Source organism: Cypionkella sp. (assembly GCF_034376685.1).
Classification (GTDB): domain Bacteria; phylum Pseudomonadota; class Alphaproteobacteria; order Rhodobacterales; family Rhodobacteraceae; genus Cypionkella.
In genome coordinates, this window is the sequence record NZ_JAXMJJ010000062.1 from 1 (window position 1) to 26,347 (window position 26,347).

At 61.3% G+C, this 26,347-nt stretch carries 24 protein-coding genes; 3 read left to right on the forward strand and 21 right to left on the reverse strand.

What is annotated here, in order from left to right:
- From U1A24_RS12135 to U1A24_RS12165, 7 genes are all read right to left on the reverse strand, one after another.
- Window positions 1-654 (reverse strand): extracellular solute-binding protein (locus U1A24_RS12135; protein WP_322322229.1); only part of this gene is annotated, 654 nt, incomplete at its 3' end.
- 156 nt (window positions 655-810) lie between these two features.
- A complete protein-coding gene (locus tag U1A24_RS12140) occupies window positions 811-1,143 on the reverse strand; it encodes a metalloregulator ArsR/SmtB family transcription factor (RefSeq protein ID WP_322322230.1) in 333 nt (110 codons plus the stop codon).
- Window positions 1,144-1,155: 12 nt separating this feature from the next.
- A complete protein-coding gene (locus U1A24_RS12145) occupies window positions 1,156-1,359 on the reverse strand; it encodes a DUF2892 domain-containing protein (protein WP_322322231.1) in 204 nt (67 codons plus the stop codon).
- Between the two features lie 47 nt (window positions 1,360-1,406).
- A complete protein-coding gene (locus U1A24_RS12150; RefSeq protein ID WP_322322232.1) occupies window positions 1,407-2,693 on the reverse strand; it encodes an NAD(P)/FAD-dependent oxidoreductase in 1,287 nt (428 codons plus the stop codon).
- A gap of 61 nt (window positions 2,694-2,754) precedes the next feature.
- Entirely contained in the window at window positions 2,755-5,982 is a 3,228-nt protein-coding gene (locus tag U1A24_RS12155) for an efflux RND transporter permease subunit (RefSeq protein WP_322322233.1), read from the reverse strand.
- Entirely contained in the window at window positions 5,975-6,973 is a 999-nt protein-coding gene (locus U1A24_RS12160) for an efflux RND transporter periplasmic adaptor subunit (protein ID WP_322322234.1), read from the reverse strand. The genes U1A24_RS12155 and U1A24_RS12160 overlap by 8 nt, the downstream gene beginning before the upstream one ends.
- Before the next feature lie 251 nt (window positions 6,974-7,224).
- On the reverse strand, window positions 7,225-8,169 hold the full coding sequence (locus U1A24_RS12165) for a glycosyltransferase family 2 protein (RefSeq protein ID WP_322322235.1): 945 nt from the start codon (window positions 8,167-8,169) through the stop codon (window positions 7,225-7,227).
- A 119-nt stretch (window positions 8,170-8,288) separates the two neighbouring features.
- On the opposite strand from U1A24_RS12165, the gene U1A24_RS12170 reads away from it, so the two are divergent.
- Entirely contained in the window at window positions 8,289-9,062 is a 774-nt protein-coding gene (locus U1A24_RS12170) for a nitrilase-related carbon-nitrogen hydrolase (RefSeq protein ID WP_322322236.1), read from the forward strand.
- A gap of 88 nt (window positions 9,063-9,150) precedes the next feature.
- Here U1A24_RS12170 and galE read toward each other — a convergent pair whose 3' ends face one another.
- The 8 genes from galE to U1A24_RS12210 all read right to left on the reverse strand — a co-directional run bounded on the left by galE (window position 9,151) and on the right by U1A24_RS12210 (window position 17,181).
- Window positions 9,151-10,137 carry a UDP-glucose 4-epimerase GalE gene (galE, locus tag U1A24_RS12175; protein ID WP_322322267.1) on the reverse strand — a complete coding sequence of 329 codons (987 nt, stop codon included), beginning with the start codon at window positions 10,135-10,137 and terminating at the stop codon, window positions 9,151-9,153.
- A 97-nt stretch (window positions 10,138-10,234) separates the two neighbouring features.
- Window positions 10,235-11,152, reverse strand: a complete 918-nt coding sequence (locus tag U1A24_RS12180) for a hypothetical protein (RefSeq protein WP_322322237.1) — start codon at window positions 11,150-11,152, stop codon at window positions 10,235-10,237.
- Window positions 11,153-11,219: 67 nt separating this feature from the next.
- Window positions 11,220-12,524, reverse strand: a complete 1,305-nt coding sequence (locus tag U1A24_RS12185; protein ID WP_322322238.1) for a UDP-glucose/GDP-mannose dehydrogenase family protein — start codon at window positions 12,522-12,524, stop codon at window positions 11,220-11,222.
- A 156-nt stretch (window positions 12,525-12,680) separates the two neighbouring features.
- The gene (locus U1A24_RS12190) at window positions 12,681-13,547 is read right to left on the reverse strand and encodes a hypothetical protein (RefSeq protein WP_322322239.1); all 867 of its coding nucleotides are present in this window, start codon (window positions 13,545-13,547) and stop codon (window positions 12,681-12,683) included.
- Entirely contained in the window at window positions 13,547-13,960 is a 414-nt protein-coding gene (locus U1A24_RS12195; protein ID WP_322322240.1) for a hypothetical protein, read from the reverse strand. The genes U1A24_RS12190 and U1A24_RS12195 overlap by 1 nt, the downstream gene beginning before the upstream one ends.
- A gap of 10 nt (window positions 13,961-13,970) precedes the next feature.
- Window positions 13,971-15,581, reverse strand: a complete 1,611-nt coding sequence (locus U1A24_RS12200) for a DUF2793 domain-containing protein (protein ID WP_322322241.1) — start codon at window positions 15,579-15,581, stop codon at window positions 13,971-13,973.
- A 78-nt stretch (window positions 15,582-15,659) separates the two neighbouring features.
- Window positions 15,660-16,556: a DMT family transporter gene (locus U1A24_RS12205; RefSeq protein ID WP_322322242.1), complete on the reverse strand. Its 897-nt coding sequence runs from the start codon at window positions 16,554-16,556 to the stop codon at window positions 15,660-15,662.
- 19 nt (window positions 16,557-16,575) lie between these two features.
- The gene (locus tag U1A24_RS12210) at window positions 16,576-17,181 is read right to left on the reverse strand and encodes a LysE/ArgO family amino acid transporter (RefSeq protein WP_322322243.1); all 606 of its coding nucleotides are present in this window, start codon (window positions 17,179-17,181) and stop codon (window positions 16,576-16,578) included.
- 84 nt (window positions 17,182-17,265) lie between these two features.
- Between U1A24_RS12210 and U1A24_RS12215 the strand changes: the two genes are divergently transcribed.
- Window positions 17,266-18,153 carry a LysR family transcriptional regulator ArgP gene (locus tag U1A24_RS12215; RefSeq protein ID WP_322322244.1) on the forward strand — a complete coding sequence of 296 codons (888 nt, stop codon included), beginning with the start codon at window positions 17,266-17,268 and terminating at the stop codon, window positions 18,151-18,153.
- Between the two features lie 88 nt (window positions 18,154-18,241).
- Here U1A24_RS12215 and U1A24_RS12220 read toward each other — a convergent pair whose 3' ends face one another.
- The 6 genes from U1A24_RS12220 to U1A24_RS12245 form a co-directional block, all read right to left on the reverse strand.
- Window positions 18,242-19,078, reverse strand: a complete 837-nt coding sequence (locus U1A24_RS12220; protein ID WP_322322245.1) for a PHB depolymerase family esterase — start codon at window positions 19,076-19,078, stop codon at window positions 18,242-18,244.
- A gap of 363 nt (window positions 19,079-19,441) precedes the next feature.
- A complete protein-coding gene (locus U1A24_RS12225; protein ID WP_322322246.1) occupies window positions 19,442-19,807 on the reverse strand; it encodes a DUF6525 family protein in 366 nt (121 codons plus the stop codon).
- Window positions 19,804-21,003, reverse strand: a complete 1,200-nt coding sequence (locus U1A24_RS12230) for a GTP-binding protein (protein WP_322322247.1) — start codon at window positions 21,001-21,003, stop codon at window positions 19,804-19,806. Before U1A24_RS12230 ends, U1A24_RS12225 begins: the two co-directional genes overlap by 4 nt.
- Before the next feature lie 175 nt (window positions 21,004-21,178).
- The gene (locus U1A24_RS12235) at window positions 21,179-21,922 is read right to left on the reverse strand and encodes a YebC/PmpR family DNA-binding transcriptional regulator (protein WP_322322248.1); all 744 of its coding nucleotides are present in this window, start codon (window positions 21,920-21,922) and stop codon (window positions 21,179-21,181) included.
- 85 nt (window positions 21,923-22,007) lie between these two features.
- Window positions 22,008-22,955 (reverse strand): DMT family transporter, encoded by a 948-nt coding sequence (locus U1A24_RS12240; RefSeq protein ID WP_322322249.1) that lies wholly within the window; start codon window positions 22,953-22,955, stop codon window positions 22,008-22,010.
- The gene (locus U1A24_RS12245; protein ID WP_322322250.1) at window positions 22,952-23,764 is read right to left on the reverse strand and encodes a TIGR00282 family metallophosphoesterase; all 813 of its coding nucleotides are present in this window, start codon (window positions 23,762-23,764) and stop codon (window positions 22,952-22,954) included. The genes U1A24_RS12240 and U1A24_RS12245 overlap by 4 nt, the downstream gene beginning before the upstream one ends.
- A 147-nt stretch (window positions 23,765-23,911) precedes the next feature.
- On the opposite strand from U1A24_RS12245, the gene U1A24_RS12250 reads away from it, so the two are divergent.
- Window positions 23,912-26,302: a ligase-associated DNA damage response DEXH box helicase gene (locus tag U1A24_RS12250; RefSeq protein ID WP_322322251.1), complete on the forward strand. Its 2,391-nt coding sequence runs from the start codon at window positions 23,912-23,914 to the stop codon at window positions 26,300-26,302.
- Window positions 26,303-26,347: the final 45 nt, after the last annotated feature.

A 26,347-nucleotide genomic window follows, 5' to 3' on the forward strand; every position in this document is an offset into this window, starting at 1 on the left:
CGTGGTGCCTTCAATGCTGTCATAGCCGTTGTTGTTCGACGCCATCTGGATGTTATTGCGCGAGAAAAAGTTCTCAAACAACATCCAGGTCAGCTGGCTGGCCACCAGCGGCACATATCCGGCTTCTTTCAGCTTGGGGGCAATAGCCTCAAACTCTTCCCAGGTTTTCGGCGGCGTCACACCGGCCTTCGCAAACGCATCGGTGTTGATATACATGATCGGCGCCGACGAGTTGAACGGCATGCCGATGAATTTGCCATCGGCATCGGCGTAGAAATTGCGGATGCCGTCGATGAAAGCGTCACGGTCAAGGCTGTGGCCGTTCTGGGCCAACAGGTCTTCGGCGGGAATAGTCGCCCCTTTGGCGCTGATGATGGTGGCGGCACCGGCATCAAACACTTGCAGGATATTCGGCTGCTCGCCGGAACGGAATGCCGCGATGCCCGACGCCAAAGCTTCTTCATAGGTGCCTTTGGAAACCGGAGTGATCGCGCAGTTGGCTTGCGCCGCGTTGAACTTTTCAGCGACCTGATTGATCACCTGCTCGTTCGCGCCACCCATGCCGTGCCACCAGCTGATCTGGACCGGAGCGGCAAAGGCGGCATTGGTGGTCAGCGCAAGCGCTGCGACGGCGGAGAGGGATTTTTTCATCATGGTTCCTTTCGGGAGATTTGGCCGGAACCTAGAAAGCGCGCGTAACGGTTTTGCGATAAACATGTATCGTAAGGGCGACATTTGTTTCTATGCCAGACCGCAATCAAGGCGGGTTGGGGCAAGGGATGCGTTCAAGGATGCGGTGGCTTAGCAAAGTCACTTGCCATTTTCGGTCGGACAGAATGTCGTCCTCAATACCGCAATGACGGGTTTCACATCCGGGCGCAGCAGATGATAAACGACCGCCTTCCCAGTCCTGCGAGTGCCAAGATACCCCTCGGCCCGCAATCTCATCAGCTGTTGCGATGCGGTGGGCTGAGACAGGCCGAGGGTGGCGGCAAGCTCACCCACCGACATATCCCGATCCAGCAAGAGGCAAAGGATCTGAAGTCGCGCTTCATGCGACAGTATCTTCAGGAAGGACACGGCTTCGGCGGCAGCATTGTCGCTGCCGCCTAAGCCGTCGATGCTGGAAACCTTGCCGATCATCGGATCACAGTTTCACTCGAACGCGCAGCCCTTCCTAATGCCCATCGCTTTGAACACCATCGCGGCGGGGCAAAAGCCGGTGAACGCGGATTGCATCAGATTTACCCCGATAAACACGGTGAACCAGACAAAATAGCCCGAAACGAAGCTGGTCAGCAGAACGCTGACCAAGACCATAACACCTGCGAACAACAGAACAGAGCGATCAAGAGACATTTGCATTTCCTTATGTTGAGACAGAGTTTTTCGCGAAGGCGAAAGGGTTATCCCTTGGTGGTGTCTTTCAGCTTGTTGATGCCAAGCACCTTGAGGGCGAGGCTTTCGTAAAACGGTTCTGATTTGCCCTGCCGCAGTTTGCGCATGAAGTACTTCTCAAACCCCACCTTGGCGAGGTGAACCCATTTGCCCGACGACGACCAGTTGACATTGCGCGGCGGAATCTGCGGTTGCGCCACAAAGGCGATGCCGCCGTCTCCGAAATCGGCAAGGCACACGGCGTTCCATGTGCCGACCTCATCCGCCGCTTTGCCACGCACAAGATTGCCGATGTTGTGCGCGGTTGCGGTGACCATGGACTCGATCATGAAGCCGGTTTTCGGAACGCCGCAGGGCACAGCCGTCGGCCCCATCGGCGGGATAGCCACGCAGACACCAACCGCAAAAATGTTGCGGAAGGTTGGGTTTTGCTGGTGTTGATCCACGATGGTAAAACCGCGCGGATTGGACAGACCCTCGATGCCCGACACCGGTTTTATCCCGCGAAAGGCAGGCAACATCATCGAATAGGCAAAGGGCAGCATCTTCTCGGGCTTGGTTGTACCGTCCTCGTTGACCTCTTCCACTGTCATCTGGCCATCGGCGACCTTTTTAACCTTCGTCGAGGTCATCCATTTGATGTGCTTGGCACGCATTTCGGATTCCAAAAGCCCCTTGGTGTCACCGACTCCGTCCAGCCCTAGATGGCCAACATAGGGCTCAGGTGTCACAAACGTCATCGGCACCCTGTCGCGGATTTTCGCCCGGCGTAGCGCGGTTTCAAGGATGAACAGGAATTCATAGGCGGGGCCAAAGCAGCTTGCCCCTTGTGCGGCACCAATGATCACCGGGCCGGGGTTTGCCAAAAGCCGTTGGAACGCTTCCTCGGCCTTTTCTGCATGGTCGATGTGGCAAACGGACTGGGTGAAACCGCCATGCGGGCCAAGGCCCTCAATCTCATCGAAGGCCAGTTCAGGCCCGGTGGCGATCACCAGATAATCGTAGCTGATTGATCGGCCGTCGATCAACTCGACACGGTTTTCCTTCGGATGCACTTGCTGCGCCGCAACGGGGATAAAATCTATGCCGCGCTTTGCCATCGTCGGCGCCAAATCCACGGTGATATCCTCGCGCTTGCGCCAGCCCACCGCAATCCACGGATTTGAGGGGACAAAATGATAGGTCGGGTCTTTAGTGACAACCGTAACCGTATCCTCGTTTCGCAATTGATCCTTTAGCTCGTAAGCCATGATGGCCCCGCCCAAACCGGCGCCCAATACAACGACATGTGCCATTTTCTTCTCCTCAATCCATTGGCTGTGATCCGCCCGGCCTCCTCTGCCGAACATCTCGATTTCAGGTTTTGAACACGCGGTAGATCGCCGGAATGACCAGAACGGTCAGCAAGGTGGACGACAGCAGCCCGAACAGCAGCGATATCGCCAGACCCTGAAAGATCGGATCGGTCAGGATCACCACCGCCCCGATCATCGCGGCAATGGCAGTCAGCAAGATCGGCTTGAAGCGAATAGCCCCCGCTTCGATCAACACATCGACGGTGACCGCGCTTGATTGGGTGTTGCGGATGAAATCCACCAACAGGATCGAGTTGCGCACAATGATGCCCGCGAGCGCGATAAATCCGATCATCGACGTTGCCGAAAACGGCGCTGAGAACAGCCAGTGCCCCGCCATGATGCCAAGAAAGGTCAAAGGGATCGGCGTCAGGATCACCAGCGGCAAACGGAAAGAGCCGAACTGCGCCACCACAAGAATATAGATGCCCAGCAATGCGACGCCGAAGGCAGCCCCCATATCGCGGAAGGTAACGAAGGTGACCTCCCACTCCCCCTCCCACAACAGCGTCACGGTACTTTCATCCTGCGGCTGGCCGTGCAGGCTGATTTCGGGCTTGCCCGTTGGCCAATCCTGCGCGGCGATCTGCTCGGCCACCGCCAACATTCCGTACAGCGGGGCTTCAAAATCGCCCGCCATTTCAGCCATCACCATCTCGGCATCGCGGCCATTGTGGCGGAAGATCGGAAACGAGGCAGGCTCTTCTGCCAACCGCAGCACATCGCCCAATTCGACCACACCGCGCGCACCGGGCAACACGTTGGCCGGAACCGGTGTCGTCAGAAATCGCTCGTCAAGAACCCGGTCAGCCTTTGCGCGCCCCAGTTGCAAGGGGATCGGCAAACGCCCCTCGCCCCGGTTGGAGTAGCCTACCGTCGTGCTGCCATTCAACAGCGCCAGCGTGTCGAAAACGTCCTGCTCCTGCACGCCGAAGAATTCGAGATCATCCGGCGAGATTGTTGCCCGTATCCGGCGCGCCTGAATTCCAAAGCTGTCATCCACATCGACGATGAACGGCACGGCCTCAAACGCCTTGCGGATTTGGGCAGCAGCCGCGCGACGAGTAGCCGCATCGGGGCCGTAAACCTCAGCCAGCAGGGTCGCGATCACTGGGGGGCCGGGGGGCGGTTCTACAGTTTTGAGGCTGGTGCCAGCAGGCAGCGCAAGGCCGGAAAGCTTGGTGCGGATGTCCAGCGCGATATCATGGCTGGCGCGATCACGGTCTGCCTTGGGCAGAAGATTGATCGAGACCTCGCCCAGTTGCGGCTGTTGCCGCAGGTAATAGTGGCGCACAAGGCCGTTGAAATTGAAAGGCGCAGGGGTTCCGGCATGGGTCTGCACCGAAGTCACTTCCGGCATCTGCATCACAATCCGCGCCACATCCTGCGCCACGTTGTCGGTTGCCTCTACCGAGCTGCCTTCGGGCAGATCAATAATCACCGACAGTTCGGATTTGTTGTCGAAGGGCAGCAGCTTGACAGTCACATCACGGGTGTACAGCAACGCCAAAGACCCAAAGGACAGCGCCGCTGCGACCAGAAGAAAGCTGAGACTACGCGCCTTGCTGGCAAGGATTGGGCGGGCGACACGCGCATAAGTCCGCTCTAACCAGCCGCCATGATGGCCGCCGTCGGCTGCATCATGTCCATGCGCCGACAATTCTGCCCGGCCAGCGATTTTGATCATCAGCCATGGCGTAATGATCACAGCGACGAAAAAAGAAAAGATCATTGCCGCCGAGGCGTTGGCCGGAATAGGGCTCATATACGGCCCCATCAACCCCGAGACGAACAGCATCGGCAACAGCGCAGCCACCACCGTCAATGTGGCCACGATGGTCGGGTTGCCCACCTCGGCCACTGCATCAATCGCTGCGGCAGGACGGGATCGCCCATCGCGCATGCCCCAATGGCGGGCGATATTCTCGATCACGACGATGGCGTCATCGACCAGAATGCCGATGGAGAAAATCAGTGCGAACAGGCTGACGCGGTTCAGCGTGTAGCCCATGATCCACGCTGCAAACAGTGTCAGCAGTATCGTCACCGGAATGACGATGGCCACCACGACCGCCTCGCGCCAGCCTATAGCCAGCCAGACCAGCAGGATGATCGACACTGTGGCAAGGCCAAGGTGGAACAGCAACTCATTGGCCTTCTCGTTGGCCGTCTCGCCATAGTCCCGCGTTACAGTTAGCATGACCGAGTTCGGCAGAAGCTTGCCTTCCAGCGCCTCGACACGCGTGAGAACTTCTTCGGCGACCACGACCGCATTGGCGCCCGCCCGCTTTGCAATCGCAAGCGTCACCGCTGGCGAGCGATCAAGCGACCCATCTGCCGCGCGGGTGACATTGGCGACGATATGTTCACCGGTGTCCGGCACATAGACCACGTCAGCCACATCCGCGACATAGACAGGGCGGCCATCGCGGGTGGTCAGCAGCAGATGCGCCACTGCGGCAGGGGCGGTGATGGTATGGCCCGCAACCAGATCAATCTGTTCGCCCTTGTCGCGCAACTTGCCGGTGTTCAGCGATCTGTTCGCCTGCGCCACCTTTTGCGCCAGTTGCTGCAAGGTCACACCGTACAGCGCCAGCCGGTCAGGATCTGGCTGGATGCGGATCACGTCCTGCGCGTCGCCAACCAGATAGGTCAGCCCGACGTTATCGGCTTTGGTCACCTCGGTCTGAAGCGCACGCGCGATGCGGGTCAGATCATTGGCGGAAATCTCTTGCCCCTCTGCCGAAGACAGCGTCAACGACAGGATTGCGACATCGTCGATGCCCCGGCCGATAATCAACGGCTCTGGGATGCCCACCGGGATGCGATCCATATTCGCGCGCACCTTGTCATGCACGCGCAGGATCGCTTCATCCGCATTGGTGCCAACCACAAAGCGCGCTGTGACCATTGCCGCGTCATCGCTGGTTGAGGAATAGACATGCTCGACGCCGTTGATGCCCTTGACGATCACCTCAAGCGGTTCGGTGACCAGCTTGACAGCATCTTCGGCCAGCAACCCCTGCGCCTGAACATGGATGTCGACCATCGGCACCGAAATCTGCGGCTCTTCCTCGCGCGGGAGCGAAGTCAAGGCCAGCATCCCCGCCGCTAGAGCTGCGAGAATAAACAGCGGCGTCAGTGCCGAGTGTATAAAGGCCGCCGTAAGCCGACCTGCAAGGCCAAGTGGTTTCTCGGTTGGCGTCGTGGACGGGGGCAGATCAGTCATGGCCTGCCTCGCTCGCCACTAGCAGAACATGATCACCAACCGCCAGGCCCGACAGGATTTCGACCATATCCGCGCCGTCAACCAGTTGCTGCCCACCTGTCACCACAGTACGGCTGATCACCTCGGCCCCATCGGCAAGCGTCACGAAATCCAACCCAGCATGGGTGATCACCGCAGAGGCAGGCACCATCAGCGCATCCCGAGACGACATCGGCAGACGGACCAACACCCGCGCATCGACAAAGCTGTCTGGCAACCCTTCGATCTCTACATCTGCGATCACACGGCCGTTCTGGATCAGCGGATAAATCCGTGACAGCTTGCCCGTCTTGGTAGCACCCGCCCCCGCAAGTTCGATGACATCACCTTGGTGCAGGTTGGAAGCATGACGCTCGGGGATCGACACGCGCAGGAAAGTTCCGCCCGCCGCGATTGTGGCCACCGCCTCGCCCGCCATCACCACGCCGCCCTTGGCCATCGGCACATCCAGAACCCGGCCATCTGCCGGGGCAAGAACGCTGCCCTCTTTGATCTGCGCATCGATCACCCCGGCCTGCGCATCAATAGCCGCGATCTGGCCCTTAAGCACATCGACCTGCGTGCGGCGGCTCTCCAACCCCTGAATGGTAGCGACACCCTGTTTCAACAGGCTTTCACCACGCTTCAGCTCTGCCTCTGCATTGGCAAGTTGTGCCACAACCGCGCCCTTCTGCGCGCTAAGCGCGGACAGCTGAAACGCCAGCTTTTCATCCTCAATGCGGCCAATCGGCTGGCCCGCTTTGACCAGATCGCCCTCAATCACGGTCAGCTCGATCAGCGTTCCGCCCAATCGCGCCCGCGCGGCGATCCGGTCCCGTGCCTCGACAGTGCCGTAGACCGCCTTCCACTCGGTTATCCGTGTGGTGTGCAAAGCTGGGGCTTCAGCATAGGCCGCGCAGCCCACAAACGGCAGGGCTGCTGCACAAAAGATCAGGGCGGAAAGGAAACGCATGACTCAGTCCTCGCATATTCATATTCTTTATATTCTTAAATTCGAATATCTATATATGTAAAGCGGAACTGTGACAATCTGGCACAGACCTGGCCAGAGCTTCTACAAAGCAAGCCGCGGCCGGCGGGGTGCAGACGGCTTCTTTTGGGGGCGATTGAAAGGCTTTACACCAATTGCTGGCAAGCTGTGTGGTTTTGCGGCGACGTCATACACATTCTAACTTCGGCGCGTCCACCGCGACATTTCACGCATTAGCGCCGATAGGGTGCGATGAGGCTGTCGTAGGTTTCTTCGCAAACCCGCTGGCGACGTTTGATTCTCTGGTGCTGCAACATCTCGGCCATACGGGTCTGCACCTCGATGTTATAGCGCGCGATGGAAAGGTCTTCGCCTGCGGGCTGGTCGCGTTCGAAGAAATAGGCATCGGTGTGACGCGCAGTCTCGGCGTTGGTTTCCGCCACCGCGCCCCGGCCCCGGCTGCGACGCAACGCAAAGCTGTCGGGCGCTTTCAGGCCGTAGTGGTTGTAGTGGGCGAGGCGATGCGACACCGCCTTGATGTCGCCATTGCGCAACTGCCGCCACAGCGGCAGCGCGGGGTCTGTCTGCGTGCGGGTGCCGTCGCCCCACAACACCTGCAGCGGCGCTTTCTCTTTAAAGCCAACCATGCTGTGATTGTGGATACCGCGAAAGCGGGCTGGGTTCCGGGTCAGGGTCTTCAACGCGGCATTGGCTTTGTGATGGATCGGCAGTCTTTGGGTAAACAACGGGCAGACCCGTCCCGGCTGCCAACGCGCAACGGGTTGGCTGGTAAAGAACATCCCGTTCAGCGCGATCACGTCGATATCCGCCTCGGCCCGCTCGGTCAGATCGGCAACACGATGATCTCCGACATGGACGTTCAGAAACTCATCCGCATCCAGCATCATCAGCCAAGCGCTCGCGTCAATATCATGCAGGCGGCGGATTTTCTCATAGCCCGCGTGCTGCGGGATTTCCCCCGGTTTCAGTTTGTTCGGGACATGGGTGATATAGCCCTCGGCAGCAAGCGCGGACAGCAGACGATCCGTTCCGTCGCTGCAATCGTTTGAGGCGATCAGGATGCGGTCAAACCCCAAGACCAGATGATGCGCCACCCATTCCAGCAGAAACGGGCCTTCGTCTTTGACGCTGGAAATCAGGGTGTGGCGGGGCGGCAAGCAGAACCTCTTGGTTTGGTGACAGATGAAGAAAGGACTGGAGGAAAGTCAATGCTGCTGGGGTGACAGTGCCCCCGGCGCACGCCATGATGCGAACAAACCAAAGCAGGAGTCCTTCGATGCCCGATCTTCGTCTTGCGCTGATGCAAGCGCCCTCGCCCGCCGGGGATAGCGAGGCGGCTTTTGTGGCGGTGGAGCGTGGCTTGCGCGCGGCAGGCGCGGCCGGGGCTACGGTGTTGGTGGTCCCGGAAAGTTTTGCGCCGGGCTATAACAGCGATGCGATTGCAGAATTGGCGCTGCTGCATGGTGAGGCTTGGCAGGATCGGCTGGCTTTGGCCTGTCGCGCGGCGGAATGCGGTCTGGTGTTTGGCTATGCCGAGCGCGACGGGGATGTGGTCTATAACGCCGCTTTGGCCCTGGGGACGGATGGCACGGAACTCGCGCATTACCGCAAGATCCAGCTTTACGGCCCGCGTGAAGCGTCGATTTACCGCCCCGGCGAGGCTTACGTCACCTTCAATCTGGTCGGTCACAAGGCGGCGCTGCTGATCTGCTATGATGTTGAATTCGCGCCCCATATCGCGGCTCTGGCGGCTGCAGGCGTGACGGTGCTGCTGGTGCCCACCGCCAACATGCTGCCCTATACCCATGTGATGCGCGCCACGGTGCCTGCGATGGCCGCCAATCATGGCATCAGCATCGTCTATGCCAATTACTGCGGGGTGGAAGGCGATCTGAGCTATGCGGGCGGGTCGCTGATCGTCGGCGCGGATGGCGAGGTTTTGGCGCAAGCGGGGATGGGGCCAGCCTTGTTGATCGCAGATGTGCCACGCGTTGATCCGGCGCGGCTGTCGAGCCAGGCGCGGGATTACCGGGCGATTGCGCGGCCCTGAGGATATTGGGGGCTGCCTGCCCCTAAGCTCGAGAATACTTGAGCGCAGAGGATGACAGTTTTAGATAAGTTTTAGCAAAATTACGGGATTAACGCAGAAACCCCGGCTTCTGGCTCCAGCCCAGCGCATCGCGGATCATTTCGGGCAGGGTTGATCGCGTCGGCTCCCACCCCAGTTCCGTGCGGGCCCGATCAGACCCTGACACAAGCGCCGCCGCATCACCTGCCCGCCGCGGGCCTTGAATGATCGGCACGTCGCGATTGGTAACGGCGCGGCTGGCGTCAATCACTTGCCGCACCGAAAAGCCATGCCCGGTGCCAAGATTGAACGCCCGGTTACCGCGCCCGTCAAGCAGCCAGTTCAGCCCTTTCACATGCGCATCCACCAGATCCATCACATGCACATAATCGCGCACACAAGTGCCATCCGGCGTCGGATAATCCTGCCCGAACACCGTAAGCGCCGGGCGACGGCCCTCAATCGCATCCAGCATCAGGGGGATCAGATGGGTTTCCGGGCGGTGTTGTTCACCAACCTCTGCCTCGGGGTCAGCACCCGCGACATTGAAATAGCGAAAGATCACATGGTTCAGCCCATAGGCCGCGCCAAAGTTCTTCAGAATCTCTTCAATCGCCTTCTTCGACGCGCCATAGGAATTGATCGGATGCTGCGGCGTATCTTCATCCAGCAGCACGCCATCCTGATCGCCATAGGTGGCACAGGTCGAGGAGAACACGAAGTTCATGCAGCCCGCATGCACCGCCGCCTCCACCAGATTGAGCGAGCCGTTGACATTGGTGCGCCAGTAGCGCCCCGGATCCGTCATCGACTCGCCAACCAGCGAAAGGGCTGCAAAATGCATCACCGCGACGGGGCGATACTGCCGAAAGGCGGCGTCAATACTGGCGCGATCCAACAGATCACCCTGCACCAAAGGCCCGAATTTGACTGCATCGGCCCAGCCAGTAGACAGGTTGTCAAACGCCACCGGGACAAAACCGGCCTGCGCCAGAACCTTGCAGGCATGCGCGCCGATATAGCCCGCCCCGCCCGTCACCAACACATGCTTTTGCATCATCCGTTTTCGCCCATCCGCAGCCAACGCCCCGACTAAATGAGAGTTTTATCGCCAAGGTCCAGCGCAATCGCCCCAACACCGCGCAAATTTGACGTCACGCCGCCGCCGTTTCTACTGGATCGGCGACAAGGCTGCTGATCTGCGCCAGCAGGGCCTCGGCCAGAACCGCAGGCACGCAGCCAAGGGCATCGGCGATGAAGATGGTGTGGAAGTCGAGCCGCTTCAGATGGACAAAGCGGTGATAATGGATCAACCGGGCCTTTTTCGCGCGGCTCAGCTTCACACGGTCCGCGATCGAGAAGTTCCACAGCTCGTGCAGTGCTTCATAGCCATAGCCAAACCGCTTCATCGTCAGCGGCAGCGTGATCTGATCCAGCCAAGGCCGCTTGCCCTTGATCGGGCATTTTTGGTCAAAAGCGATAGCCGTCTGCAACCAGTCTTGCGCGAAATTCGTCGTCGAACCGGGGCGGGGCACATCACTGAAGCTGATGAAACCGGCGTTAAAATACGGCAGATATTCAAGCTGACGCCCCCGCGTCAGCGTCACCCGGTCAGTCGGCAAAGGCAGGCCAAAGAATTCATAGGCGCGCGGCCATTTGTCAGGTTCTTTGCCCCAGGTCGGAAGCCCTTCGGGCACTGCCGCTATCGCATGGGGGTCGGCCAGATCAAGCCCGGTCAGCGGGCCAAGGCAGACCGTATCGGTGTCAATGAACAGGCTGCGCTGTGATGCGCGCGGGGCCGCACAAGCAAGGATCTTGTTGCCATGCGGATAGGGCTTGGCCCAGATGCCTTCCGCCGAAGGCAACGGCCGCATCTGCACACCGCAATGCGCGTAAAGCGCCCGTGTCACCTCTGACAAACTGTCAATCGAACGTGGCGAGACATAGGCGATCAGCGCGACTTGGCTGCGATCCGGGTGGTGCTTCGCCAAAGACGCGGCCAGCAACAATGACTGCGCCTCAAGCCCCGGTCCGTCCACCACGAAAATGATCGAGTCTTTCGCCTCAGCCATCCGAACCACCCCACTTAGCAAAAACTTTGCCAGAGCTTACCGCTCCGGCAAAGCCAAACCGATAACTTTAACGCCCCACCGCAACATAGGTTTCAAACCCGGCCTCGGTGGCTTCTTCCAGCGAATAGATGTTGCGCAGATCGGCCATCCGCGGCGTCTCCATCTTCTTCGCCAGCTTCGCAAGATCCAAGGCCCGGAACTCGTTCCACTCGGTCAGCAGCACCACCAGATCGGCACCATGCGCCGCCTGATACGGGCTTTCGACCCATTTCACCCCCGGCAGCAGCGCCTCACCCTCGCGCTGGCCCTGCGGATCAACCACCCGCACTTTCGCACCACCGCCCACCAAGGCGGGCACGATGGTCAGGCTGGGGGCATCGCGCATATCATCTGTGTTGGGCTTGAAGGTCACCCCCAGCACGGCGATCGTCTTGCCGTTCAGGCTGCCGTCACACAGATCAACGATCTTGTCGATCATCCGGCGCTTGATCTCGTCATTGACCTTGATCACCGCTTCGGTGATCTGCATTGGAACGGCATAATCCTGACCGATACGGGCCAAAGCCTTGGTATCTTTCGGGAAACACGACCCACCATAGCCGGGCCCTGCGTGCAGGAACTTGTTGCCGATCCGGCCATCCATCCCCATGCCTTTCGACACATCCTTGATATCCGCGCCGACCTTCTCGCACAAAGCCGCGATTTCGTTGATGAAGGTGATCTTTGTCGCCAAAAACGCGTTGGCCGCGTATTTGATCATCTCGGCAGATTCGAGCCCCGTGTACACCACCGGAAATTCGCGCAAGAACAACGGGCGGTAAATATCCGCCATCACCTTGCGCGCACGCTGAGATTCGACCCCCACCACGACCCGGTCAGGTCGCATGAAATCGTCAATCGCAGCGCCTTCGCGCAGGAATTCCGGGTTTGAGGCCACATCGAACTTGGCATCCGGGTTCGCCGCCGCCGCTGCTTCGGCCACCTTGCGATTGGTGCCCACAGGCACCGTCGATTTGGTGACAATCACCGCATAGCCCGTAAGCGCCCTGCCGATTTCTTCCGCCGCCGTCATCACATAGGTCAGATCCGCATGGCCATCGCCGCGCCGCGTCGGCGTGCCCACTGCGATGAACACGGCATCGGCACCTTCCACAGCCTCGGCCAGATCCAGCGTGAACGACAGCCGCCCCGCCGCAACGTTCTTGGCCATCAACGCCTCAAGTCCCGGCTCAAAGATTGGCACCTCACCGGCGCGCAAACGCTCGATCTTGCTGGGGTCTTTGTCGACGCAAATCACCTCATGCCCGAAATCCGAGAAACACACGCCCGAAACCAAGCCGACATAGCCGGTTCCGATCATCGCAATCTTCATGCCAAACGCTCCTGGCTGTTCCAGTCTTGTCTTAGGCAGAGAGCGGCACTGTGTCAAATCCGCGAACAATCAAAGCGTGGAAAATCAAGCGGAAAGCCCCGACCCATGCAAAAGGCCGGAAGGTTTGCACCCCCGGCCCCATGCCCTTGCTGCAACCTAGCAAATGCAGGTGATCAACACAAAGCCATCGCCCCCGCGACCACCCTGCCCCGCGCTCACCCCAGCGCCACCGCCGCCGCCGCCCGAACCCCGCGCGCCACCGCCACCCGTCCCGCCCGCGCCCGTGTTCGACGAACCACCGCCGCTGCCGCCCGAGAAGGTCGGCGGCAGCCACAGCTCATATCCCGCCGCGCCTATATTGCCGCCCGCAGCCCCCCCCGCGATCACGGGGCATAGCCCTGCACCATTCACCGCGCCTCCGGCAAAATCGCCCGAGGTCGCGCCGCCTCCCCCTGCACCACCGCTGGTGAAGATGTTGACACCGCCGAACGCCACCGCCGTGCCAGCGCCACCCGCCACTGCGCCCCCCGCGCCGCCGGCTTGTCCTGCGATGCTGACAAAACTGCCCAGCGCCGAATAGGCCCCTCCGGCTGTGATGGTCCCGGCAGCCCCCGCAGCTCCCACCGCCGAACCCGTCCCCGTGCCCCCCGAACCGCCGCCATTGGCACTGCCCAGCGTATTTGCCACCGCAGCCACCGGCAGCAGACCGATGACCGAGGCAACGCCCGCCGCCCCAGCCGCGCCCCCCGCCCCGGCTGAGACAAACAGCGTCCCCGGAAGCAAAGCTGCCGGCACCACAAGACGCGACAGCGCGCCTGCCCCGCCACCACCGCCACCGCCCCGCGCAGCACCCGCAGCCGCCGCAAAGCCCGCGCCACCGCCGCCGCCACCACCCACAAGCAGGATCTCCAGCAGCAGCGCGCCCTGTGGCACCGCGTAGCTTTGCCACTGGCCTGCGGCACCAACCGGATCAAACCGCCGCGTCTGTCCCGCCTCACGCGGCAGGAAATGCGGAAAACTCATCAGTAATCCCCCCCGAAACCCGTCACCGCATAGCCACCCGCCACCGCCGTGCCCAGGGTCACATTCACCCGATAACCCGGCGGCACCGGGATGTTCAGTGGCAACTCATTGCCAGACAGCGCCGCCACCTCTGACAGCGCGGTCGCGGGCAGCGACACCTCGGCAATCAGCACATTGTTGTCTGCGGTGGTGTTGCTGGCGCCATTGTTCAGAAACACCCGCAGCACCGAGGCCACATTGGCGCCGCGCGGCCGCACGATCAGCTTTTGCAGATACGAGCCATTGCTCGCATCCGCCGTGAACACCGTTTCCACCGTGCCGGTGCCATCTTTGGCGGTATTGGCCGCCGTGATGGCATTGACCCATTCCACATGGGCCACTTTTGAGAAAATCGGGGACGTATTGCCGGGCATTGCCGCTCTCCTAGTTGATGAATGCTTGTTGGTTCAGCGCGACCTGCACGCCGTATTTCGCAGGTGCCGCCAGCGTCCAGACCGTGCCACCGCCCGAGACGAAGACATCGCCCTTCGCACCGTCGGTCAGACCGCCGCCGATCACCTCGCTCACGCCCGCGCTGCGGATCTTGACCTGCCCCGAGCTGGTGTTCAGCCAGACCATGCCATCCACCGGGCTTGCAGGGTCCGCCGCCTGCCCGCCCAAATGCAACACTTGTGGCAGCGTGGCCTGCCCCGTCGCCCGCGCCACCGTCATCGCAGTGTAAAACGTGCTGCCATCCGGGCTGACCTTGATCGCGAAATCATCCGAGCCAGTGGTGCCCATCTCGGCGCGGCCCGAAAATCCGGTCTGAAACGTCAGGCTGGCGGTTTGCGCCGCCGCCGCCTTGTTCAGCTTCAACTGATGCCCCGCACCATCATGGTTTAACAGGGTCGCAGGCGCGTTCACCGACAAACGGTTGGTCGCATCCGGGCTTGCTCCGCCCAAGCCCAACTGATCCGTCGTCACCGCCGCATTTGGCGCGGCAACACTTGTCACGCTGGCGGCAAAGGTCACGCTGGGGCTGTTGATCACGACCGACCCCAAGGCACCGGCCTCTGTCGAACCGATATTGACCTCGGTGACCGAGCCGCTTACCCCCCCCGTGCCCAAATTGATCGTCGAGGTATTGCCCGAAGCCGTCGCCCCACCGCCAACGCTATAGCTGCTGTTCGCCGTCGAGGTGCCAATATTCGCCGTCGCCGCACTGACGGTAAATGTGCCGGAAAATGTCTTCTGCCCGTTGAAGGTTTGCGGCCCGGTCAGCCCTGCAAGCTCTGTATTGGCATTCGGCAGCGTATAGCTGCGCGTCGTCCCAGACGACACCGACGCCACCGAGAACACCGCCCGTTTGCTCGGGTCCGCCCCATCGCGCAAACTGAAGCCACTCGCCAACACCCCTTGCGGCAGCGTCACATGTCCGGTCGCCGCAGCCACCGTCACGGCAGAAAGAAAGCTCACGCCATCCTCTGACACCTTCAGCTCAAGATCATCCGAGCCCTCCGTGCCCAGCATCGCCCGACTGGAATAGCCCGTCTGAAACGCCAGACTGGCGCTGTCCGCCGCCGTGGCTTTGTTCAACTTCATCAGATGCCCGGCCCCGGCATGATCAAACAGCGAGGCGGACGAAGACACCGCCAGTCGGTTGGTGGCATCCGTCAAGGTCGAAACCCCAAGCTGGCTCACGCTGAAAGGCCCGTCGCTCAGCGCCAACCACGCCGCGCCATCAAAAACCGCCATCGCAGCTTCAGCGACGACATAGGCCTGCCAACCCGCCAAAGGCGTGAAAAACTGCCAAACTCCCGTTTCAAACAATGCAATCTTGCCTGCCTGCCCGTTCCAAGCCCCGCTCGCGCCCACAGGCACGATATAGCGGTCGCCGGGCACCGCGCCGACCGGAGGCACGGTTACGTCCCGCGCCTGAACCGACAGCTGCACCATCAGATCCAACAGGCGCAGCGCCTCGTTGTGGGTGACGTGTTTTTGCGCTTGCGCGGGTTGGATCAGGGGCAGCGACAGGATTGTCGATGTGTCGGGCATATAAACCTCCGCAGAACGCTCATGGAGGCAGAAGCTATGAAAAGCCCGTTAACATCGCCGCACCAGAGCGCGCGGTGGTCAGTCCTGCCGCAACGCCGCAGCGTCCACCGCGTCGCGCCCCGATGCTTCTAACCATGTGACAAACGTGATCGCCCCAATGATCATCGCGCCACCCAGCAGCACGAACACATCCACCGCCTCGTTGAACAAGATCGCGCCCAAAGCCGTCGCCCAGACCAGCGTCAGAAAGGTCACTGGTTGCGTGACGGTCAACGGAGCCGCCCGGAACGCACGCGTCATGCAATAATGCCCCGAGGTCGCACAGCCCGCCACAATCGCCAGCCAGCCCAATTGCGCCCAGCTGACCGGAACCCAAACCCACCACGCCAAGGGGGCCAACCCGATCGTCACCGTCACCGACATCATCGCCACGATCACAGATGCACTCGCCAACCCGGTCAAGCGCTTGGCAAACAAGTAACTTGCGCAGAAAAATACCGACGCGCCGATCTGGCTCAGATGCCCCAGATTCAGCGCCTGCACCCCCGGCCGCAGCACGATCAGCGCGCCCACCAAAGCCACCGCTACCGCAATGATCCGCCGTGCCGAGAACGCCTCATGCAAAATCACCGCCCCGGCGATCAGCATCAAAACCGGGTTGAGGTATCCAATCGCCGTGGCATGGGCGACGGGTATCCGCGCCATCGCGTAGAACCAGAACAGCACAGCAATCGTATGCATCAGCCCGCGCCACGCGAACAGCTTCAGCACCTGCCCGCTCATCCCCCGCACCATCGCGGGCAGCACCGGAGCCAACAGCACCACGCCAAAAGCAAAGCGCAAGAACGCCGACTGCGCGGCAGGCAGATCGGTGCCCAGATAGCGCACGATGCCATTGACCCCCACGAAGGAAAGCCCCGACAGCACCATCCACATCACCCCCTCACGGGGTCGTCCCAGATCAGTCATGTTCATGGCGGCACATCAAGCAAGCCTACCCGCCAAAGGCAAGCCCCGCCGCGATGGCCCACATCGTCGCCCCGACAACAATCTCCAGCACCACCCAGGCCTTGGGATTGGCAAACACCGGGGCCAACAGCCGCGCGCCATAGCCCAAGGCGGTGAAAAAGCTGAAGCTGCCACAGGCCGCCGCCACCCCAAACGCCAACCGATGCTCCGGATACTGCGCCGAGATCGACCCCAGCAGCACCACCGTATCCAGATAGACATGCGGGTTGGCCCAAGTCAGCACCAGCACCGTCGTCAACACCTTCGACAAGCTGGTCGCAGCCCCCTCACCGGGTTTCAAAGCCTCGCCCCCCGCCAAAGCCGCCCTGAACCGCAGCGCGCCATACACCAGCAGGAAGACCACCCCACCCCAGCGCATCGCCTCACCGATCCACGGCAGCTTGGCCGAGACCACGCCAAACCCCGTCACTCCCAATGCGATCAAAATCGCATCCGAGGTGGCACAGGCCAGCACTACCGCGCCAACATGCTCGCGGCGCAGCCCCTGCCGTAACACAAACGCGTTCTGCGCCCCGATCGCCAGGATCAGACTTACCGCCACCAGATAGCCCTGCACCGCCGCCTCAATCATCACGTTCTCTCCTTTCGGCTTGACCTAGCAGCCCGCTGTCGCTTCACTCAACTTAATCTTTCTCGCATCAGATAAGCGCAGCTAATGTTCGATCCCGCCCAGCTCGCCGCCCTTGCCGCCGTGCATCGTCGTGGTTCGTTTGATCTTGCCGCAGCCGAACTCCACGTCACCCCTTCGGCAATATCCCAACGCCTGAAAGTGCTGGAAGAGGTCGCAGGCACCTTGTTGATCCGCCGTGGTCAGCCCTGCACCGCCACGCCTGCAGGCCTGCGGATGATCCGGCATCATGATGAGGTGACTCTGTTGGAGCGCACCCTTGCCACTGACCTGCCGTGGCTATCGCCCCGCCCCGCCACCCTGCGGATCGCAGTCAATGCCGACAGTCTGGCAACATGGGTGATCCCGGCACTGGCTGCGACGGAAGGGTTTCTGTTTGATCTGGTGATCGACGATCAGGAGGTCAGCCAAGACTGGCTGAAACGCGGCGAGGTGGCCGCCGCGATCACCGCCCATCCCGGCCCGTTGCAGGGCTGCGATACGATCCCGCTCGGCAGCCTGCGCTACCGGGCCACGGCGTCGCCTGCCTACATGGCGAAGTGGATGCCAGAGGGGGTGACGGCGGCCAGCCTTGCCGCAGCCCCTGCGTTGAATTTCTCGGACAAGGATCGGCTGCAAGAGATCTGGGTGGATCGCCAGATCGGGCGGCAGCCCAAGCGGGCGGCGTTTCCAAGCCACCGTTTGGCCAGCAGTCAGGGCTTCGTGGACGCCTGCTTGGCGGGCTTGGGATGGGCGTTGAACCCGGAGGTTCTGGCAGCCCCCCACCTTGCCTCGGGGCAGTTGATCGAGATGGTGGCGGACACGCCGTTGGATGTGGCCCTGCACTGGCAATTCAGCCGCCTGACCGCCCCGGCTTTGGCGCCCCTGACCCGAGAAATTCGGGCGGCTGCGGGACGGGTTTTGATTGTGGGCTAGGGGTGGTCCCAACTCGGGACCTTTTTTGTTGTTTTATATCAGTTGGATGGGGTGGGCGTGTTAAGGGAATTTTAACGTTCTGCCGTAGCTAACTCCGCAAGGAGGCAAACCAAGCCCATGCATCCTCTGCGATTTGCGGGCCAATGGCATAGAACCAGTGATCGTGATTGGGGATCGTGATCAATTCATTTGGCTGACCCTGCTCAGCGCGCACTTGGCCAATGTGACGCGCCTGAGATATAGAGAAAATCTGTTCTTGTTCGCCGATATACAGCCGATACGGCTTAACCTGTCCTGATGTTTTGAGCACGTCCGGCGCATACCCTGCGTGCAAAACTGCTGCCCGCCACGGTCCACGCGTACCGGCCAACAAAACTTGCGCATAGGCTGCCCCATCGGAATGGCCAAACAAGAAAATGCGATCTCTGTCGATGTTGTGAGCATCGGCCATCGCATCAACAATCTGCACGATGAAAGCCGGTTCAGGATCGGCCAAGTCCCAAGTTTGACCGAAGGAGTTTGGTGCTGCCAGCGCAATGCCGTATTTCTGAGATGTGGCTTGCCACATTTCGAGCAGTGACAAGCCATCGCGGCCTGCACCATGCAGCAAGATCACCAATGGCATTGAGCCTTGCACGTCGGGCGTAATGTCATACCAAACGCGCGGCGTGGCTCCGTGAAGCATGAAATGTTTGTGGGCAAGCGCCGTTATCTCCGTCGACGGTGCAAAGCTATGATTGGCTGAAGCAGAAACCCGAAACTGCCGCGCGACCCGTTCCAGAAACTGTGCGGATGTCAGTTTGGTTTCGGTAGGCACGAACATCAACGCCGCATCGTCGGCAGTGGCGCGATATTCCATCACAGCGCAGAAGCCCACTCCCAGAACCAGGGCAAGATAGAAAATCCGACGGATATGATTGATCATGTGGATCTTTGTTGTGACGTAGTTTCAGGTGATCAAAGCCCGCAAAGGCGCTAAAGATGGGGCATCAGCGTGGCTATTTCCAGACAGGCTCTTATGAGCGACAATTGTGTCGCAAAATGAAAGACCCGCAAAAATGCGGTGCCCTCTCAAGCAAACAACCCGCCCGGAATCAAGGCGCTTTAGCGCCACCGGGCAGCGCCTGACCGCCCCCTCGGGCGGACGCTTTTGTGCTGTCTCGCTTAGAACTTCTGGGGGATGGGCTGAGGCATAAAGTGCCTAGAACTGGCGTGGCTCGCCCACCCGGCGGTCAGGCGTTGCCCTGTGTGGGAGGCCTAGACGCATCTCACTATAGCAAAACCATAGTCAGAATGCCCGCAGCACCCCGGCCTTGCGGTTCAACACCTGCCAGAACGGCACTGCTGCGGCTTTTCGGGGCGGCAGTTTGGCGGGTGCGCAGGGCGGCACGGGGTAGCACGCCCCCCAAACCCCCGCCGCATCGCGGGCGAGTTTGCGGGCTTGGGCGGCATCCATCCGCGCGCGCACCGCCGCCAGATCGCCGCCCGCGTCATGCCATGCCCGCGCCCAGAGCCGGGCGACGGAGCGCGCGCTCCACGGCAGTTTTGCAGTTGCCAGCCAGTGCCGGGCCTCGGCGGGCAGCGCGTCGTAGGCTTGCATGGTGTCGGGGCGCGGGCTGCGGCGCAGCGAGGTTGCTAGGTTGCCGTGCCTCATGCGGCAGCCACCCGACGCCATTCCGGGAACGGATCGGGCAGCTTGGCCCAGGCATCCGGCGTGAAGCTTTGCACCGGCAACAGGGCGGCATCCAAGGCAGCGGTGATGGCAGGCTGGTCCAGATCTGCGCCAATGAACACCAGCTCTTGCCGCCGGTCGCCCCAAGGTTCGGCCCATTTCGCAGCCATTTCGGCCAGTGCCTCGGGGTGGGTGGGCCAGCGCGTCTGCGGCACGCTGGCCCACCAGCCGCCCAACGGGGTGACGCTGGACAGGGCCCCGGCAAGGCTGAACTCCAGCGCCATCTTCGGACGGCTGGCGACCCAGAAATGCCCCTTGGCGCGGATCACGCCGGGCAACTCGCCGTTCAGCACCGCATGGATGCGGGCGGGATCAAACGGCGCGCGGGCGCGGTAGACGAAAGAGGTGATGCCATATTCCTCGGTCTCGGGCACATGATGCGCAAAGCCGTAAAGCTCTTTCGCCCAGAGCGGATGCTCTTGCGCGCGGTCGAAATCGAACAGATTGGTGTCAAAGATCGCATCGGCACTGACCATGCTGTGGTCGGTTTCGATCAGCCGCGCATCGGGGTTCAGCGCGCGGATGATCTTGCGGGCGGCATCGGCGCGGGCGGGTCCGGCATCGCTGATCTTGTTCAGGATGATCACATTGGCGAATTCGATCTGCTCGGTCAGCAGGTTGACGAGGCTGCGTTGATCGCCTTCGCCCAGACTTTCGCCGCGGTCGGACAGGAAATCATGGCTGGAGAAATCGCGCAGCAGATTGAGCGCATCGACCACCGTCACCATGGTATCCAGCCGCGCCACATCCGACAGGCTATCGCCGTTCTCATCGCGGAAATCGAAGGTGGCGGCGACGGGCAGCGGCTCGGCAATGCCGGTGGATTCGATCAGCAGATAATCAAAGCGGCCCTCGGACGCCAGTTTGCGCACCTCGATCAACAAATCATCGCGCAGGGTGCAGCAGATGCAGCCGTTGGTCATCTCGACCAGTTTTTCCTCGGATCGCGACAGGGTAGCGCCGTCGCGGATCAGGTCGGCATCAATGTTGACCTCGGACATATCGTTGACGATGACGGCGACGCGGCGGCCCTCGCGGTTGTTCAGGATATGGTTCAGCAAGGTGGTTTTGCCCGCGCCGAGAAAGCCGGACAGGACGGTGACGGGAAGCTGGGGCATGGGTTGATTCCGTTATGTTATAATATAACGTATCAAGCTACTGCGGGGGCTGCAAGCCGTGATCTGATGCGCTGCGCAGAATGCTCCCCGGCCCGGCCTCAGCCGCCCTGTGTGGTCTGGAAATGCAAAAAGCCGCGCTGGTGGCGCGGCTTTTTGGTGGGATTTGCGGGCAGGATCACTCCAACTGGGCAGCCACTTCCTCGGACATATCGAAGTTATGGGTGACGGTTTGCACATCGTCATCCTCTTCCAGCATGTCGATCAGGCGCATCAGTTTGGTGGCGGTGTCGAGATCCACATCGGTCAGCACTTGCGCCTTCCAGATCAGTTTGGATTCCAGCGACTCGCCCAAGGCTTTCTCCAGCGCGTCGGAAACCTCATTCAAGGCTTCAACCGAGCAATAGATCCAGTGGCCGTCTTCATCGGATTCCACATCATCCGCGCCCGCATCAAGGGCTGCCATCATCACGTCATCGGCCGAGCCAGCCGAGGCGGGGTAGGAAATTTCGCCCATCCGGTCAAAGCCGTGGCTGACGGAACCAGTCTGCCCCAGATTGCCGCCGCATTTGCTGAAATAGCTGCGCACGTTGCTGGCGGTGCGGTTCAGGTTGTCGGTCATCGCCTCAACCATGATCGCGATACCGTTTACGCCATAACCTTCGTAGCGGATTTCGGTGTAATCGGCGCCATCGCCCATCTGCGATTTCTTGATGGCGCGGTCGATCACATCCTTAGGCATCGACACCGCTTTGGCGGCCTTCACGGCCAGACGCAGACGCGGGTTCATGTCCACATCGGGCATGCCCATTTTGGCGGCGACGGTGATTTCCTTCGCCAGCTTTGAGAACACTTTTGAACGGGCTTTATCCTGCTTGCCCTTGCGGTGCTGGATGTTCGCCCATTTTGAATGGCCTGCCATGACCCGTCTCCGATGCCTAATTCCGGTGTTGGGTTGCCTTACACCAGCCAAGGGTGCGGCTGCAACCCCGGCTTGGATTTGGCCGCTATTCGTTCAACGGTTGCAGGGTTTGGTGCTTCAGTTTCGGCTGCACAAGGCTCAGGCCCAACAGCATCACCACAGCTGCCGCCCAGACCCACGGACTGAAACGCTCGCCCAGCAGCAGCATCGCCCAGATCACCCCGGAAGCGGTGACGATATAGCTGGCTTGCGACGCGAACACCGCGCCCGCCTTGGCGGCCAGCCAGACGAAGGCGGAATAAAGCAGCGCGTGCAGCGCTGATGAGGCGATCAGCGCCCATTCGGCTTTTCCGGGCGGCAAGGGCATCGCAAAGCCGTGACCCAGTACCAGCATGATCGGCGTGCACAGGATCAAACCCACCAGCGAGGCCCCGAACATCGCTTGCAGCGCATCCATCCCGGCGGTGCCGGTTTTGGCGACATAGGTGCTTTCCATCGCATAGAACAGCGGGCCAATCATCGCGATCGGCAGGAAGGCGGCCATTGCGGGATCGGGCAGGCTGGCGTTGGGCAAAGCGATCAGCAGCACGCCCGCCAGACCAAGGCCGAGGCCCGCCAGACGGCGGCGCGAGAAGTGATCCATCCCCAAGGCCATCGCCATCGGAAAAGCCAACAGCGGCACCATCGAAATCAGGATCGACATGATCCCCGACGGCAGACGCGCCACCGAGATGTAGAACGTGGCATTCGGCACCAGCGTGCCGAGCACAGCGACGACGAGGTAGAACCGCAGCGCCTCGGGTTTGCGCGACAGGGTTTTGCCGCGCAGGAAGGTCAGCGCGCCCAGCACCAGCGTGCAGACCACCAACTGCCAGAAGATCAGCCCAAACGGCTTGTGCCCGCTGGAGGCTGCGATCTTGCCCAAAGGCTGCGTCAAACCCCAGCCAAGCCCGAGGCACAGCAGGATCAGCAGCAGATGCCAGCGTTTCGGGCTGGTCTGCGTCGGGATGTGGTGCAGGGGTGCGGCGGTCATGGGCTGGAGTGCTCTAACGTGCCGCCATTGCGGATCATCTTGATTTTCAACGCCTTGCCGGTGCGGTCATCGGTTTCGACATAAGCGCCCGACAGGGTGGCCGGGCCTTCGGCGGGGGTAAACCGCGCACTGGCCATGCCGGTGATGAAACGGCGCAAAGGCTCCAGCTTTTCCATCCCGATCACCGAGTTATAGTCGCCGCACATCCCCGCATCGGTCATATAGCCGGTGCCGCCCGGCAGGATTTGCGCATCGCCGGTCGGCACATGGGTATGGGTGCCGACGACAAGGCTGGCCTGCCCGTCGCACCAATGCCCCATCGCCATCTTCTCAGACGTCGCCTCGGCATGGACATCGACCACCGCCGCCTGCACCGATCCGCCAATGCGGTGGGTTTTCAGGATGGTTTCCACGGCGCTGAACGGATCATCGAACGGGCGTTTCATGAACACCTGCCCCAGCACCTGCGTCACCAGAACCTTGCGGCCCTGCGTGGCGTCAAAAATCTTCACGCCCCGCCCCGGCGCTACCTTGGAGAAGTTCAAGGGCCGGATGATGCGGGGTTCTTGTTCGATATATTGCAGCATGTCTTTTTGGTCGAAAGCATGATCGCCCAAAGTCAGGCAATCCGCCCCCGCACCCAGCAGCACCCGCGCATGTTCCGCCGTAAGGCCCGCGCCTTGGCTTGCATTCTCGCCATTGACCACGACAAAATCGAGGCCCCAATCGCGGCGCAGGCTTGGCAGGCGATCTACAATCGCCGCCCGCCCTGCCCGCCCCATCACATCGCCTAAAAACAGTATTTTCATGCAGATTTGCTTAGGCTGTGATCGCGGCGGCAGCAAGCCCATCCGCGACATACGTGACGGCGGTGGAAGCCTCCGGCGGGGATATTTAGACCAAGATGAAATTGCACGGGGGTTTTCCTTCACGCCTGCGCGCCCTAGCTTGCGGAGATGGAATTGCCCGCAGCCCTTGCCGATTGGTTTGCCGCCCAAGGTTGGGCGCTGCATCCGCACCAGCTTGCGATGCTGGGGCGGGCGGGAGATGCCTCAACCTTGCTGATCGCGCCCACCGGCGGTGGCAAGACGCTCGCGGGTTTTTTGCCGAGCCTGAGTGAGTTGGCGGATGGGCGGCACAAGGGGTTGCACACGCTGTATATCTCACCGCTGAAAGCCCTGACGGCGGATATCCGGCGCAATTTGCGCAGGCCAGTGGAGGGCGCGGGGCTGCCCATTCGGATCGAGGACCGCACTGGCGATACCACCTACACCCAGCGCCGCAGGCAGCGCGCCGATCCGCCGCATATCCTGTTGACCACGCCGGAAAGCCTTGCGCTGCTGTTGAGTTACGAGGATGCGCCGCGGATTTTCGCCGGGCTGTCCCGGGTGATTGTCGATGAAATTCATGCGCTTGCCGAAAGCAAACGCGGCGATCAGTTGATGCTGCAACTGGCGCGTCTGGAGAGTTTAGCGCCAGGATTGCGCCGGGTCGGGCTGTCGGCAACGGTGGAAGACCCGCCAGCGCTGGCGGCGTTTCTGGGGGCTGAGACGCAGGTCTTGCAGGCCGATCCGGGGCCAGACCCGGATATTTCCATGCTTCTGACCCCTGCGGCACCGCCTTGGGCGGGCAATGGCGCGCATTACGCGATTCCGGCGATTTTAGAGCAGGTCAGGCTGCATAAAACCACGCTGATCTTTCACAACACCCGCGCGCAGGCTGAGATCTTTTTCCATCGGCTGTGGCTGCTGAACACCGAAGATTTGCCGATTGGCATCCATCACGGCAGTCTGTCGCGGGAACAGCGCGACCGGGTGGAACAGGCGATGGTCGACGGTCGGTTGCGGGCGATTGTCTGCACCGGGAGCCTCGATCTGGGCATCGACTGGGGCGATGTTGATCTGGTTATTCAGGTTGGCGCACCCAAAAACGTCAAACGTCTGGTGCAGCGGATCGGGCGGGCCAATCACCGCTATAACGCGCCGTCGAAGGCGTTGCTGGTGCCCGCCAACCGCTTTGAGGTGGTGGAATGTCAGGCGGCGTTGCAGGCGGTGGCGGCGCATCAGTTGGATGGCGATCCGCGCGGGCCTGGGCCGCTGGATGTGTTGTGCCAGCATATTTTGGCGACCGCGTGCGCGGCCCCGTTCGACGCGGATGCTTTATATGCCGAGGTGATCACGGCGGGGCCTTATGCCGGGCTGACGCGGGCCGATTTCGACGGCTGTCTGGACTTTGTCGCCACCGGCGGCTACGCGCTGCGCGCCTATGACAAATGGCAGCGGCTGATGATCCGCGACGGCAAATGGTCGCTGCGCGATCCGCGCGCGGCGGTGGTGATCCGGCAGAATTTGGGCACGATCATCGACACCGAAACCCTGAAAGTGCGGCTGAAGGGGCGGATGGGCGGCACACCTTTGGGTGAGATTGAGGAAAGCTTCGCCAGCACGCTGACCCCCGGCGATACCTTTCTGATCGGCGGTCAGGTGGTGCGCTATGATGGCCTGCGCGAGATGACGGTAGAGGTGACGCGACAACCAGGGCGTGACCCGAAAGTGGCGGTGTTTTCGGGGACGAAATTTGCCACCTCGACGCAACTGTCCGAGCGGATCTTGCAGATTTTCCAGCAGGGGGAATGGCCCGATCTGCCAAGCCACACCGCGCATTGGCTAGAATTGCAGCGCGAGGTCTCGAAACTGCCCGAACCGGGGCGGCTGTTGGTGGAAACCTTTGGCTATGAAGCCCGGCACCATCTGGTGCTGTATGGCTTTGCCGGGCGCAATGCGCAGCAGACCTTGGGGCTTTTGCTGACCAAACGCATGGAGGATCAGGGCCTGCATCCGTTGGGCTTTGTCGCCACCGATTACGCCACGATGATCTGGGGGCTGGATGCGGTGCGTGATCCGTCGACTTTGCTGGACCGTGCAACCTTGCGGGCGGATCTGGAGGGCTGGCTGGGCGGCAATGCGGTGATGAAGCGCACCTTCCGCAATGTGGCGATCATTGCGGGGCTGATCGAGCGCAGCCATCAGGGCCGGCGCAAATCCGGGCGGCAGGCGACGTTCTCCAGCGATATCCTCTACGACACGCTGCGCAAATATGACGCGGGCCACCTGATGCTGGCGATCACCAAGGACGAGGCTATGCGCGGTTTAGTCGATTTCGGGCGGCTGGAGGCGATGCTGGAGCGGATCGGCGACCGGATTGACCATCTCCGACTGGAGCGGCCCTCGCCACTGGCCGCACCGTTGTTTCTGGAGATGGGCAAGGTTCCCGTCGACGGCAAAGGCCGCGAGCGTCTGGCCGAGGATGCGGCGGCGCAGCTGATGCGGGATGCCGGATTGACCTGAAACAGCTGCCAGCTTGGCGGGCATCGAGCCCGCGCGCTGGCGTTG